Below are 13,025 nucleotides of genomic sequence, written 5' to 3' on the forward strand. Positions count from 1 at the left end.
TGACTATTCCAACCTGAGCACTGCAAGGAAGGCTTCCTGTGGAATTTCCACGTTGCCGACCTGCTTCATGCGTTTCTTACCGGCCTTTTGCTTCTCCAGCAATTTACGCTTGCGGCTGACGTCACCGCCGTAGCATTTGGCCAATACGTTCTTTCTAAGCGCCTTGACGGTTGTCCGGGCCACAATCTGACCGCCGATAGCCGCCTGAATTGCCACGTCGAACATCTGTCGAGGGATCAGCTCTTTCATCTTCTCGGTCAACGCACGCCCTTTGTAGTGTGCGTTGTCGCGGTGAACGATCAGGGCCAGGGCGTCGACCTTCTCGGCGTTGATCAGAACGTCGAGCTTGACCAGGTTGGCCGACTGGTAACGATCAAAATGATAATCCAGCGAAGCATAACCGCGGCTGACAGACTTGAGACGATCGAAGAAATCCAGAACCACTTCGTTCATCGGCAAATCGTAGCTCACCTGGACCTGCGTGCCGAGGAACAGCATGTCGTGCTGTACGCCACGTTTTTCGATGCACAACGTAATGACGTTGCCCAGGTGCTCCTGCGGCACAAGAATATTTGCGCGAACGATGGGCTCGCGCATGTCTTCGATGGCCGAGAGGTCAGGCAGCTTGGATGGGTTATCGACGTAAATCGTTTCGCCGGTCTTCAGCAACAGCTCGAAGATTACGGTTGGCGCGGTGGTGATCAGGTCGAGATTGTATTCACGCTCCAGGCGTTCCTGGATGATCTCCATGTGCAGCATGCCGAGGAAGCCACAGCGGAAGCCGAAGCCCAGCGCATCGGAGCTCTCGGGCAGGTATTGCAGTGAAGAGTCGTTCAGGGTCAGCTTCTGCAGCGCTTCACGGAAGTCTTCGAAGTCGTCCGAGCTGACCGGGAACAGGCCTGCATAGACTTGTGGCTGAATACGCTTGAAGCCGGGCAGCACGTCGACGTCGGGCGTGGTGCTCAGGGTCAGGGTGTCACCGACCGGCGCACCGTGAATGTCCTTGATGCCGGCGATGATGAAGCCTACTTCGCCCGCTTTCAGATCGACGGTTGCCGTGTGCTTGGGGTTGAACACGCCCACGCTGTCGACCAGATGCAGCTTGCCGGTCGACTTGACGAGAATCTTGTCGCCCTTCTTGACGCGGCCGTGGCGCACACGCACCAGGGACACGACGCCCAGGTAGTTGTCGAACCAGGAGTCGATGATCAACGCCTGCAGCGGATCTTCGATATTGCCGGTCGGTGCCGGAATGGTTGCGACCAGACGCTCGAGGACCTCATCCACGCCCATGCCGCTCTTGGCGCTGCACGCCACGGCATCGGTGGCGTCGATGCCGATGATCTTCTCGATCTCTTCCTTGACGCGGTCCGGATCGGCCTGCGGCAAGTCCATCTTGTTCAGTACCGGCATGACCTCAAGGCCCTGCTCAATGGCGGTATAGCAGTTGGCGACCGATTGCGCCTCGACGCCCTGCCCTGCATCGACCACCAGCAACGCACCTTCGCACGCGGCCAGAGAACGGCTGACTTCGTAGGTGAAGTCGACGTGCCCGGGGGTGTCGATGAAGTTCAGCTGGTAGGTAATACCGTCTTTGGCCTTGTAATACAGGGTAACGCTATGGGCCTTGATGGTGATCCCGCGCTCGCGCTCAAGATCCATGGAATCGAGCACCTGCGCTTCCATTTCGCGCTCGGTCAGGCCGCCGCACATTTGAATGAAGCGGTCGGCCAGCGTCGACTTGCCATGGTCAATGTGGGCGATGATGGAGAAATTGCGGATATGACTCAAATCACTCACGGATCAACACTCAAAAAGGTTGCAGGCAGATTGCCCGCCGAAAAATAGCCGGGAATTGTACCTGAACTAAGCAAGAGGCGTCACGCTTACAGGCACCCGGATCGGCGCACGGTAAACAAACGGGTACAAAAAAGGGTGGCCATGGCCACCCTTTCCTCTTAAACCGACCGGTTACTCGGACAGCTTGAAGGTAATGAAGGTCGCACGGCCCTGACGCAGAACACGCATCGAGACAGAGCGATCCTTGGGCAGGCTTTTCGCCACCTCGGTGAACTGCTTGCTGGACGTGATCGCCTGATTGTTCAGGTGAGTGATCACATCACCCGCCTGCAGACCGATCAGCGAAGCCGGGCCGCCTGTGACTTCCTTGATCGCCACACCACCTTTGAGATCCAGGGATTTCTTCTGCTCGGCGGTCAGCTCGATCACCGATACGCCCAGACGATTACTGCTGCGCTCGGCACCCGTACCGCCAACATCGCCCATTTCCTGACCTTCATCAGGCAGTGCACCGACGGTGACCGTCAGCTTCTGACGCTTGCCGTCGCGAATCACTTCAAGTTCGGCCTTGCTGCCGTCCTTGAGGTTGCCGATCAGGTGCGGCAGGTCAGCCGACATGACGATTGGCTGACCGTTGGCGCTCAGAATCACGTCACCCACCTGCACACCACCCTTGGCAGCCGGGCCGTCTTCAAGCACTTGCGCAACCAGCGCGCCGGCAGGCTTGTCCAGACCAAACGACTCGGCGAGGTCCTTGTTCACTTCCTGGATGACCACACCCAGCCAGCCGCGGCTGACTTTGCCATTGGCCTTGAGCTGATTGGCCACATCCATGGCGACGTCGATCGGAATCGCGAACGACAGCCCCATGAAACCACCGGAGCGCGTGAAGATCTGCGAGTTGATCCCGACGACCTCGCCCGCCATGTTGAACAGCGGGCCACCCGAGTTACCCGGATTGATGGCCACGTCGGTCTGAATGAACGGCACATAGGTATCGTTAGGCAAGCTGCGCCCCTTGGCACTGACGATGCCCTTGGTCACGGAATGGTCGAAACCGAACGGCGAGCCGATCGCCAGGACCCATTCGCCGACCTTGAGCGTATTGGAATTACCCAGCTTGGCAGTTGGCAGGTCCTTGCCTTCAATTTTCAGGACGGCAACGTCGGTACGCGGATCGGTACCCACCAGCTTGGCCTTCAACTCGCTGCGGTCGGACAGGCGTACGAGAATTTCGTCAGCGCCGTCGATTACGTGATTATTGGTCAGCACGTAGCCGTCAGGAGAGATGATGAAACCCGAGCCGAGGGACTGGGCCTCACGCTGGCGATCACCCTTGCCAGCACCCGAACCTGGCGGACGCGAACCCGGCGGCATGCTGCGCTCGAGAAACTCGCGAAGCATCGGCGGCAAGCCTTCCAGATCAGGCATTTGCTGATTGGCGACGGCACGGTCCGGCAACTTCTGGCGCGTACTGATATTCACCACTGCGGGCGACGCCTGCTCGACCAGCCCGGTGAAGTCCGGCAGGTTTTCGGCTTGAGCCGTAGCAACCTGACCGAGCATCAGCACAGCGGCAATCAATGAAAAGTAGGATTTCATGCGTGGTATCGACATATGGCTCCCGTTCGTAACGAGGAAAAAATTAAGCAGTCCGAAGCAACCGACTCAAAGACCTCAAGCAGCGATGCTCATCTCTGGATCAGCGAGATGGCCTCTGGAAACGACAAAAGGCCAGAGCTGCGAGGCTGTGACCTATAGAAAAAAAACAGAGCTTTTGCAATCTGCAAACCTCACCAAACATTTCAGCGCCTGTGCCCGAGCCAGGTTGAGTGCGGCCTGGCGGCTTCTGTAACCCAGGATGAAAATTTTTACATCCTGGGATCCGTGACTTCAAATGTTTATTTACTGGCTGGAGGTTCGTCGTTACGCATCGACAATGCTATGCGCTCCGCAGTGCCCATCGGAACTTCTCCGACGACCGTCACCATCATGTCGCCCTGCGGCGTGGTGAGACGGCGCGAAACAGCCACTGTAGGGCCTAGCTGGGTGCGAATATCCGAGGAAGATCCACCTTTCACCGACTCGATGAACACCGAAAAACGCGCCAGACCGTCACCATACATCAGATGGGTAACGGAGGATTGCGTGGAGGCGTCCTTGCGCACACCACTGCTGCTGACTTCGAAACCCGGCGGCAGCCAGTCCGAATGCCAGGCCACAGGACCTATGGACGCTTCGGACTTGGTTTTCACCACAGACACGGGTTTGCAATCGGCACTGGTCTTGAGCGCTTGCTCGGACAGAACACCGGCGGTATCGAGATCGGTAAACTGGAAACGTTCGAGCAACTGCCCCTTCTCGCTCAATAGAAGCGACTTGAGCACAAGACCGGTTTCGTTATCCAGGTGAAGTTCGAGGCCGTATCGATGCTGGTCCTTGGGGGACAGCGCAACGATGGTTGCCTGGCGACCGGCCACTCTGGATTTGCCGACAACTTTTATGTCGTACCAGGCGGAGAGTCTTTTGACATCGAAGGCGCGGGCAGATGAGTCGGCCGGATTGGCCACACCCGCTTCGAGTGTGCCGCTGACGCACTGGGTAAGCCCGTCAACACGCAACACTTCCTGAGCAGAACCATCAAGTTGCAGCAAGCGCTCCTGAACATGACCGTCCGCTATGCGGTGCCAGATTCGGTGGGTAGAAAAACTCCCGTTGCGCTCGTATACAAAAGTACCCTGATAGCTCTGCTGCTGATCAACCTTGGCAAGACGATTGATTGCGTCTTGCGCATCATCAGCCTGTACCGGGAGGGCAAGCCATCCACCAAGCAGTAGCGGCAGTAGAGGGACGGCTCGCATGATCCTCCTTAACGGTTTTCCAGACTCGCAGCACGAGCGTATGGCAACGCGCTTTCAGTGCCTTTCAACGCTGCTTCCTGGGCATGCTGACGCAGATAGCCCGGCAGACGCTGGTCACCTTGACCACCGCCCTGCAATACACCATTGGCCATAGGACCAGGCGCTTGCTCGGCGCTTTCAGTGTAGCCAGCCAGTACGGCCGGGCCTTTCACTTGCGGAACAGTCAGGTTTGCAGGCTGTTGGGTCTGCTGTGCCAGTTGCGCACCGGCAATGTCGTCCTGATTGTACAGGCGGACACCAGCCAGAACGGCTACGGTAACCGACGCTGCAACGGCCAGGCGACCCAGCGTACGCCAAGGACCGCGAGCTGCCTTGAGCGGGCTGACTTCATCGGCGATCGCGGCAGATACAGCAGCCGAGATATCCAGATGAGGGATCAGCAGCTCTTTGTGCATCGCTGCACGAGCAACTTGGTAACGCGACCAGGTGGCGCGAGTATCGGCATCGTCAATGGCATTCAATACCCGACGTAATTCCAGTTCGTCCGCTTCATTATCAAGTACCGCGGACAGCGATTCCTGCAGGGCTTCACGACTCATGGCGGGTTCCTCTCTTGGGCTATCGCCGCTGTCTCAGGATTCCTGCAACAACGGCTGCAGGGCTTTATCGATGGCTTCCCGAGCGCGGAAGATCCGAGAGCGCACGGTACCAACAGGACACTGCATGACGCTCGCAATGTCTTCATAACTCAGACCATCGAATTCACGTAAAGTTAGTGCCGTACGTAAATCTTCCGGGAGAAGCTGGATGGTCCGATGGACGGTGCCCTCGATCTCATCCCTCAACAATGCACGCTCCGGCGACTCGATGTCCTTGAGGCCGTGGTCGCCGTCGTAGAACTCCGCGTCTTCAGACCTTACATCGCTATCCGGTGGCCGCCGACCTCGCGAAACCAGATAGTTCTTCGCCGTGTTAATGGCGATGCGGTACAGCCAGGTGTAGAAAGCACTGTCGCCGCGAAAATTTCCGAGAGCACGATAAGCCTTGATAAAGGCTTCCTGTGCAACGTCTTGAGCCTCATGGGTGTCGTGCACGAATCGCACGATCAACCCTAGAATTTTGTGCTGATACTTCAGCACCAACAGATCAAATGCTCGCGTATCGCCACGCTGTACGCGTTCGACAAGCTGCTGATCCTCTTCCTGGGTTAGCATGAACACTCCTCGTTAAGCATGAAGGAGTGTTGCAACTGATATTGTTCAGGCTCGCAAACATAGACTCGGGCTTTTCGCAAAAGTTCTCCCCCTTCAAGCAAGTTTCCTGCAAGCCATCGTAAAGCCTGCACGAAAAACGCAGCTCGACACGGTCGGCTGCGCGAATAGTCTTGTCGCCGGTTTCGCAGTTGATGATCACTTATCTAACCCTGCGAAATCGACGCTGTTCCTGTGTAGGCAACCTGCTATTGAGCATGGTTCTTTAAGAAAAGTTCCATTGGCACAACCGCTGGCGTGAGCCGCAAACTGCATAAAACTCCCTTAAATCAATACACTGGAGCATTTCCAGCAACTCAACAAAAGGAAATCAATAGGCATGACGTCGAGGACTGGAGCACAATCCAGACCCGCCGTGGTCTCACATTGCCATGTAGGCGAGGCTATTGTGCCGTTACCCCAATACTTATACTAGTGGTCGCCAAGGGCAGAATTCGCAGATGAGTCAACATTTTCAGCATGACGTACTGGTAATCGGCAGCGGCGCGGCCGGGTTGAGCCTGGCACTGACCCTTCCCGACCACCTGCGGATTGCAGTCCTGAGCAAGGGCGATCTCGCCAATGGCTCGACCTTCTGGGCACAGGGCGGCGTTGCGGCAGTACTGGATGACACCGACACCGTGCAATCTCATGTTGAGGACACGCTGAACGCAGGCGGCGGCCTTTGCGACGAAGACGCTGTGCGCTTCACCGTCGAGCACAGCCGCGAGGCGATTCAATGGCTGATCGATCAAGGCGTGCCTTTTACCCGCGGCGATGACACAGACACCGACGAAAGCGGATTTGAATTTCACCTGACGCGTGAAGGCGGCCATAGCCATCGGCGGATCATTCATGCTGCAGATGCCACGGGCGCAGCGATTTTTCGCACCCTGCTGGAACAGGCGATCAAGCGACCCAACATTGAACTGCTCGATCAGCGCGCTGCCATCGACCTGATCACCGAACGCCGCCTCGGCCTGGACGGCCAGCGCTGCCTCGGCGCCTATGTGCTCAACCGCCACAGTGGCGAAGTGGATACTTACAGCGCGCGCTTCACAATCCTGGCGTCGGGTGGCGCCGCCAAGGTCTATCTGTACACCAGCAACCCTGACGGCGCCTGTGGCGACGGCATCGCCATGGCCTGGCGTTCCGGCTGCCGGGTGGCGAACCTCGAGTTCAACCAGTTTCACCCCACTTGCCTGTATCACCCGCAGGCCAAGAGTTTTCTGATCACCGAAGCACTTCGTGGCGAAGGGGCCTACCTCAAACTGCCCAACGGCGAGCGCTTCATGCAGCGCTTCGACGAGCGGGCAGAACTGGCCCCGCGCGATATCGTGGCCCGCGCGATAGACCATGAAATGAAGCGACTGGGCATCGACTGTGTGTATCTGGACATCAGCCACAAGCCGGAAGCCTTCATCAAGACGCACTTTCCAACCGTCTACGAGCGCTGCCTGGAGTTTTCCATCGACATCACACGCGAGCCGATACCGGTGGTTCCGGCCGCGCATTACACCTGTGGCGGCGTGATGGTGGACAGCAAGGGGCATACCGATGTGCCGGGCCTGTACGCCATCGGCGAGACCAGCTTCACGGGCCTGCACGGCGCCAACCGCATGGCCAGCAATTCGCTGCTGGAGTGCTTCGTCTACGCCCGATCGGCCGCCGCAGACATAGAAAAGCAATTGGCTGACGTGCAGATGCCCGCCGACCTGCCTGCCTGGGACGCCAGCCAGGTCACCGACTCGGACGAGGACGTGATCATCGCGCACAACTGGGACGAGCTGAGGCGGTTCATGTGGGACTACGTCGGCATTGTGCGCACCAACAAACGCCTGCAGCGCGCTCAACACCGCGTACGCCTGCTGCTGGATGAGATCGACGAGTTCTACAGCAACTACAAGGTCAGCCGTGACCTGATCGAGTTGCGCAATCTGGCGCAGGTCGCGGAACTGATGATCCGCTCTGCCATGCAGCGCAAGGAAAGCCGCGGCCTGCATTACACGCTGGACTATCCCGATATGTTGCCGGAGGCGCTGGACACTATTCTGGTGCCGCCCACCTATGCCGGCTGAATTTCAAACGTACACGCAGACGTCGGTGAATGTCCGGCGTCAATGCGTCATGCGGGATACAACAACTGTTTATTGATCGTCCTGGCCGACCGGCGATAATCGGGCGAAAACGCAGAATGACCACCCACGGCAAGGCAAGGCTGTCGGGGCATAACTGCACAGGCTGCCAGCCGTCACATGCATTCCACAGCTGCCAGCCTTGATGATCGCGCTTGAGTGCAGTGAATGCCGCCGGATGCGTCAGCAGGATGGAGCGTGGTATCACGCGGACAGCGTGCACCAGGCACATCAGCGCAGACAGCGCCGCAGCCCACGCGGCGATGTCCAGCCAGTACAACGCGACCAGTGCCAGCGACTGAACCGCAAGATACGCCGTCACCAGCAGACGCGAAGCCTGCCAGTGACATTCAAAGCGATCACTGGGGCTGGACACGATCCAGAATCATGCGAACCATACGCTGCAATTCAGCGTCTTCGGATTCGGCGCGCTGCATGAACCAGCCGAACATATCCTGATCCTCACAGGTCAGCAGACGGCGGTACAAATCGCGGTCTACGTCATTCAGATGTGGATAGACCTCACGGACAAACGGCACCAGCAGCACGTCCAGTTCAAGCATGCCGCGGCGGCTGTGCCAGTAAAGGCGGTTGAGTTCAACGTCTTCGACCATGGAGCGCTCCTCAAAGTAGGCGGCAAGTATACAGCCGTGAGCCGGGCGCGCGAATCTCGCAATGGTCGCAGCAGTTTTCATGTACCCGTATGCATAACCTCGACTCGGCACTATGATGTGCCCCCGGACTTTTTTCCCAATCTGCGATGACCATGGCCCACACAGCTTTTTTCTGCACGCTAACCCATGAGGGCGTTCTCGCCGTTCGCGGCGTGGATGCCAGCAAGTTTCTTCAGGGTCAGCTAACGTGCAACCTCAATTATCTGAATGAAGACAAATCCAGCCTGGGTGCCCGTTGCACGCAGAAAGGCCGGATGCAGTCGAGTTTTCGCATCGTGTTCGAGGGCGACGGTTGCCTGTTGGCGATGGCTGGCGAACTGATCGAGGCGCAATTGCTCGACCTGCGCAAATACGCAGTGTTCTCCAAATCGAAGCTCACGGATGAAAGCGCAGACTGGGTGCGCTTCGGTCTGCAGGACGGGGACGCTGCGCTGGTCAGCCTGGGGCTGGATCTGCCACAGGAAACCGATAGCGTGGTGCGCGCCGATGATCTGATCGCGATCCGCGTCTCGCCAGGTCGGGCCGAGCTCTGGGTGCGCAGCGCACAGGTAGACAGCATCAAAGCGCGTCTGGCATCGCAGTTGAGCGAAGCCCCGCTGAACGACTGGCTGCTGGGCCAGATCCGTGTCGGTATCGGCCAGGTGTTCGGCAACACCCGCGAAGAATTCATTCCGCAGATGATCAATCTGCAAGCGGTTGGCGGCGTCAGCTTCAAGAAAGGCTGCTACACCGGCCAGGAAATCGTTGCCAGAATGCAATATCTTGGCAAACTAAAGCGCAGGCTTTACCGCCTGACCCTGAGCGGCGAAGAGATCCCGCAGCCCGGTACGGCACTGTTCTCACCGGTGCATGCCAGCGCAGTGGGCAACGTCGTCATTGCGGCACAGGATGGGCAGAACATCGAGCTGCTCGCGGTATTGCAGGGTGATGCGGCAGAAGACGGTCGTATCAATCTTGGTTCGCCAGAAGGCGCGGCGCTGCAAATGAGTGAACTGCCCTACACACTGGACAGCAAACTCGAAACTCAGCGCTAGCAGACGAACACATTCAGCTTCCTAGTGTCTTTAGAGCGATCCAGTACAGCCTGGCGCTCTGAAGAGCGCGCGGATAACTCTGGACACCCCCAACAGCTGCGAGATGCAACATGAGCAAGATGGCTGACGAGGTGCAGAGAAACTTGATCAAGGCCATCGACAGAGATGCCTTGTTTCTCCCCACCCTGCCGGAAGTGGCACTGAGGATTCGCCTGGCTGCAGAGGACACCGAGATCAGTATTTCGGCCCTGAGCAAGGTCATCGGTAGCGATACAGCCCTTTCCGCGCGCCTTATCAAGGTTGCGAACAGCCCCCTGCTGCGCCCGAATTTTGAAGTCAGCGACGTCAATACCGCGATTCGACGCCTGGGCGTCAACTACACCTGCAACCTGGCCATCGGCCTGGTGGTCGAGCAGATGTTCCACGCCAAGTCGCCGGTCATCGAGCAGAAGATGCGCGATATCTGGAAGCAAAGCCTGCAGGTGGCCGGTATCAGCTACACCCTGTGTCAGCACTACACCAGTCTGAAACCCGATCAGGCCACGCTCGCCGGACTGATCCACCTGATCGGGATCCTGCCGATCCTGACCTATGCCGAAGACCATTACGAGCTGCTGTCCGACCCGATCAGCCTCAACCACGTAATCGACAGCATCCACCCGGTCATCGGCGAGCGCCTGCTGCGCTCATGGGATTTCCCCGAGCCGCTGGCCTGTGTGCCGGGCCAGTTCCAGAACTTCGCGCGCGTCTCGAAAAGCCCTGACTACACCGACCTGGTACAGATCGCCACGGTGCATATCCATAGGAATACCGACCATCCCTTCAGCCTCATCGAAATGGTCGACCTGCCTGCCTACAGCCAGCTGAGGCTCGCCAGAGGCGAAGGCGTGCTCAGCGCCCAGATGGACGAAGCCAAGAGCATGCTCTACTAGCCTCGGCTGGTCCAGGGTGTGTAAAAACGTCACGAGCGAAGGCAAGACAAGGCAAAAACAGGCGAAAAAGCGGAGTCTAGGTGTTCTAAATGAGCATTTTTCGCCTGTTTTTAACGCAGTATTGCCAAGCGCAGTAGTTTTTACACAGTCTGGATCAGGTGGCGCTGAAACTGACCCTTACCTTCAAGCCACGCTCAGCCCCCTCGTGCAAGGTGATCCTGGCCAGATGTGCCCGGCAGATTTCGCCCACAATCGCCAGGCCGAGCCCGGCACCGCTGCCCTGCTGGCTGCGGCGATAAAAACGCTCGAAGACCCGCTCACGCTCATCGGGCGGAATGCCGGGACCATCATCCTCGACCTCCAGAACGCCCGGCGCATAGACCCGCAACACGACGTTGCCGCCCGGCGAGGTATGGGCCAGCGCGTTGTCGATCAGATTGCTCAGCAACTCATTCAGCAAGGTCGGCTCGCCGCGCAGCCAGACCGGCTCGTCAGCCTCCAGCGCCAGCGCAACGCCCCGGGAATGAGCCAACGGTGCCATGGCCATGCCCAGCTCTCTGGCCAATTGACTGAGGTCCAGCTGTTGCGCCCCGCCCTCGGCGATGGCCCTGGCGCCGTTTTCGATGCGTGCCAGGGACAGCAGCTGGTTGGCCAGATGCGTGAGTCGATCGGTGCCGAGCGCCGCCGACTCCAGCGTGCTGCGCCAATGCTCCGGGTCGTGTTCGCGCAGCCCCAGCTCGACCCGCGCCTTCAAGGCGGCCAGCGGCGTGCGCAGTTCGTGGGCGGCATCGGCGATGAATTGCGCCTGGCGCTCGAACTGCACGCGCAATCGTTCGGTGAAGTGGTTCAGCGCCCCCACCAACGGACGCAGCTCGTGCTGCACTTCAACCATCGGCAAGGCGCGCAGATCATCCGGCTGACGCTCCTCGACGGCGGTGCGCAGGCGCTCCAGCGGTCGCAATGCCGCGCTGACCGTGAACCAGACCAGCAGCAGCGCGCCCCCTCCGAGCATGCCCAGGCGCAGCAATGTGTCGGCCATCAGGCTGCGCGCCATGCCCTTGCGCGCCTCCTGGGTTTCGGCGACGCGGATTTCAGCGGTGCCGTTCATGCCCGGGTCGGTCACCGGTTTGAGCAGACTGACAACCCGCACATCCTGGCCCTGATAGATCCCGTTATAAAATTTCGCCAGGGCCGGGTAATCGTCGGTACGCAAGGTACCGGGCGGCGGCGAAGGCAGGTTTTCATAACCGGAAATCAGCTTCTGATGAATGTCATTGACCTGATAGTAGATGCGCCCTTCGCTGTCGTAGGCGAAGGTATCCAGCGCCACGTAGGGAATGTCGGCGCTCAGCGTGCCATCACGCTGGGTCAGGCCGGCAGCGATGGTTCGCGCGGAAGCCAGCAACGTACGGTCATAGGCGGTGTCGGCCACTTCGCGGCCATTCCAGTAAGCGCTCATGCCGCTGGCCAGCATCAACACCACCAGCAGCAGGGCCAGGTTCCACAACAACCGCCAGCGCAGGCTGTCGTTAATCATCGCGGCTTTCCAGCAGATACCCCAGACCGCGAAAGGTCACGATCGCCACGGAATGCCCGTCGAGCTTTTTGCGCAGACGATGGACATAGATCTCGATGGCGTCGGGGCTGGCTTCTTCATCGAGCCCGAACACCTGCGCCGCCAGTTGCTCCTTGCTCATCACCCGACCCGGCCGGGCGATAAGCGCTTCCAGCACTGCCTGTTCGCGAGAGGTCAGGGTCAGCAGCTCTTCGCCGAGTGTGAAACGCCGCGTGTCCAGATCGTAGGCCAGCACGCCGCAGCGCTGTTGCCGCTCGCCACCCAGCACGCTGCGCCGCAGCAAAGCCTTGACCCTGGCCTCCAGCTCGGAGAGTTCGAAAGGCTTGGCCAGGTAGTCGTCGGCACCCAGATTCAGGCCGTGGACCCGGTCCTTGACGTCACTGCGCGCCGTCAGCATCAGCACCGGCAGGTTTTTGCTGCGCGCTCGCAGACGCGCCAGCACTTCAAAGCCGTCCATGCGCGGCAACCCGACATCGAGAATGGCGACCGCGTACTCCTCGCTGTTCAATGCCAGGTCGGCAGCCACGCCATCATGCAGCACATCAACGGTCAAACCCGCGCTTTTGAGCGCCTGCGCGACACTTTCAGCCAATTGCAGATGATCTTCCACAAGAAGAACACGCATCGCCGTCTCCTGATTGTCACTGTTGTTATCGATCTGGATATCGAGGCTCGTGGCGGTGGAGTTTACAGGCCGGCCGCCGTCTGTGAAGGGCAGAAACGATTCGCGGCTCGCTAATCAAGACGTGAAAGGCAACTGAAA

12 protein-coding genes are annotated in these 13,025 nt (G+C 58.9%); 3 read left to right on the forward strand and 9 right to left on the reverse strand.

Features of this window, described 5'->3' with window-relative positions:
- Nucleotides 1-3 precede the first annotated feature (3 nt).
- The 5 genes from lepA to rpoE form a co-directional block, all read right to left on the reverse strand.
- Nucleotides 4-1,800 carry a translation elongation factor 4 gene (gene lepA, locus BLR16_RS05870; protein WP_024660706.1) on the reverse strand — a complete coding sequence of 599 codons (1,797 nt, stop codon included), beginning with the start codon at nucleotides 1,798-1,800 and terminating at the stop codon, nucleotides 4-6.
- A 171-nt stretch (nucleotides 1,801-1,971) separates the two neighbouring features.
- Nucleotides 1,972-3,402, reverse strand: coding sequence for a DegQ family serine endoprotease (locus BLR16_RS05875; protein ID WP_223272533.1), 1,431 nt, complete (start codon nucleotides 3,400-3,402; stop codon nucleotides 1,972-1,974).
- 299 nt (nucleotides 3,403-3,701) lie between these two features.
- Nucleotides 3,702-4,661, reverse strand: coding sequence for a MucB/RseB C-terminal domain-containing protein (locus tag BLR16_RS05880; protein WP_074804921.1), 960 nt, complete (start codon nucleotides 4,659-4,661; stop codon nucleotides 3,702-3,704).
- An 8-nt stretch (nucleotides 4,662-4,669) separates the two neighbouring features.
- Entirely contained in the window at nucleotides 4,670-5,260 is a 591-nt protein-coding gene (locus BLR16_RS05885; RefSeq protein WP_003395810.1) for an anti sigma-E factor RseA C-terminal domain-containing protein, read from the reverse strand.
- A gap of 33 nt (nucleotides 5,261-5,293) precedes the next feature.
- On the reverse strand, nucleotides 5,294-5,875 hold the full coding sequence (gene rpoE, locus BLR16_RS05890) for an RNA polymerase sigma factor RpoE/AlgU (protein ID WP_002554912.1): 582 nt from the start codon (nucleotides 5,873-5,875) through the stop codon (nucleotides 5,294-5,296).
- A 497-nt stretch (nucleotides 5,876-6,372) separates the two neighbouring features.
- Between rpoE and nadB the strand changes: the two genes are divergently transcribed.
- Entirely contained in the window at nucleotides 6,373-7,989 is a 1,617-nt protein-coding gene (nadB, locus tag BLR16_RS05895; RefSeq protein ID WP_003431320.1) for an L-aspartate oxidase, read from the forward strand.
- Here nadB and BLR16_RS05900 read toward each other — a convergent pair.
- Both BLR16_RS05900 and BLR16_RS05905 read right to left on the reverse strand, forming a co-directional pair.
- A complete protein-coding gene (locus BLR16_RS05900; RefSeq protein ID WP_060708206.1) occupies nucleotides 7,958-8,422 on the reverse strand; it encodes a protein YgfX in 465 nt (154 codons plus the stop codon). The genes nadB and BLR16_RS05900 overlap by 32 nt on opposite strands.
- Nucleotides 8,406-8,660 (reverse strand): FAD assembly factor SdhE, encoded by a 255-nt coding sequence (locus BLR16_RS05905; RefSeq protein WP_003363729.1) that lies wholly within the window; start codon nucleotides 8,658-8,660, stop codon nucleotides 8,406-8,408. Before BLR16_RS05905 ends, BLR16_RS05900 begins: the two co-directional genes overlap by 17 nt.
- A 152-nt stretch (nucleotides 8,661-8,812) precedes the next feature.
- Between BLR16_RS05905 and BLR16_RS05910 the strand changes: the two genes are divergently transcribed.
- Nucleotides 8,813-9,754, forward strand: a complete 942-nt coding sequence (locus BLR16_RS05910; RefSeq protein WP_032609198.1) for a CAF17-like 4Fe-4S cluster assembly/insertion protein YgfZ — start codon at nucleotides 8,813-8,815, stop codon at nucleotides 9,752-9,754.
- Nucleotides 9,755-9,864: 110 nt separating this feature from the next.
- A complete protein-coding gene (locus BLR16_RS05915; protein WP_003431326.1) occupies nucleotides 9,865-10,686 on the forward strand; it encodes an HDOD domain-containing protein in 822 nt (273 codons plus the stop codon).
- A 154-nt stretch (nucleotides 10,687-10,840) separates the two neighbouring features.
- On the opposite strand, the gene BLR16_RS05920 is transcribed toward BLR16_RS05915, so the two are convergent.
- Nucleotides 10,841-12,223, reverse strand: a complete 1,383-nt coding sequence (locus BLR16_RS05920) for a sensor histidine kinase (protein ID WP_003431327.1) — start codon at nucleotides 12,221-12,223, stop codon at nucleotides 10,841-10,843.
- Nucleotides 12,216-12,887, reverse strand: coding sequence for a response regulator (locus BLR16_RS05925; RefSeq protein WP_003363740.1), 672 nt, complete (start codon nucleotides 12,885-12,887; stop codon nucleotides 12,216-12,218). The genes BLR16_RS05920 and BLR16_RS05925 overlap by 8 nt, the downstream gene beginning before the upstream one ends.
- Nucleotides 12,888-13,025 lie beyond the last annotated feature (138 nt).

Source organism: Pseudomonas sp. BS3767 (assembly GCF_900099665.1).
GTDB classification, from domain to species: Bacteria; Pseudomonadota; Gammaproteobacteria; order Pseudomonadales; family Pseudomonadaceae; genus Aquipseudomonas; species Aquipseudomonas cerasi.

What these genes read in the sequence shown, in the direction of transcription:
- BLR16_RS05875 (WP_223272533.1), bottom strand. Translation starts at nt 3,402, where the DNA reads ATGAAATCCTACTTTTCATTGATTGCCGCTGTGCTGATGCTCGGTCAG.
- BLR16_RS05880 (WP_074804921.1), bottom strand. Translation starts at nt 4,661, where the DNA reads ATGCGAGCCGTCCCTCTACTGCCGCTACTGCTTGGTGGATGGCTTGCC.
- BLR16_RS05885 (WP_003395810.1), bottom strand. Translation starts at nt 5,260, where the DNA reads ATGAGTCGTGAAGCCCTGCAGGAATCGCTGTCCGCGGTACTTGATAAT.
- rpoE (WP_002554912.1), bottom strand. Translation starts at nt 5,875, where the DNA reads ATGCTAACCCAGGAAGAGGATCAGCAGCTTGTCGAACGCGTACAGCGT.
- nadB (WP_003431320.1), top strand. Translation starts at nt 6,373, where the DNA reads ATGAGTCAACATTTTCAGCATGACGTACTGGTAATCGGCAGCGGCGCG.
- BLR16_RS05905 (WP_003363729.1), bottom strand. Translation starts at nt 8,660, where the DNA reads ATGGTCGAAGACGTTGAACTCAACCGCCTTTACTGGCACAGCCGCCGC.
- BLR16_RS05910 (WP_032609198.1), top strand. Translation starts at nt 8,813, where the DNA reads ATGGCCCACACAGCTTTTTTCTGCACGCTAACCCATGAGGGCGTTCTC.
- BLR16_RS05915 (WP_003431326.1), top strand. Translation starts at nt 9,865, where the DNA reads ATGAGCAAGATGGCTGACGAGGTGCAGAGAAACTTGATCAAGGCCATC.
- BLR16_RS05920 (WP_003431327.1), bottom strand. Translation starts at nt 12,223, where the DNA reads ATGATTAACGACAGCCTGCGCTGGCGGTTGTTGTGGAACCTGGCCCTG.
- BLR16_RS05925 (WP_003363740.1), bottom strand. Translation starts at nt 12,887, where the DNA reads ATGCGTGTTCTTCTTGTGGAAGATCATCTGCAATTGGCTGAAAGTGTC.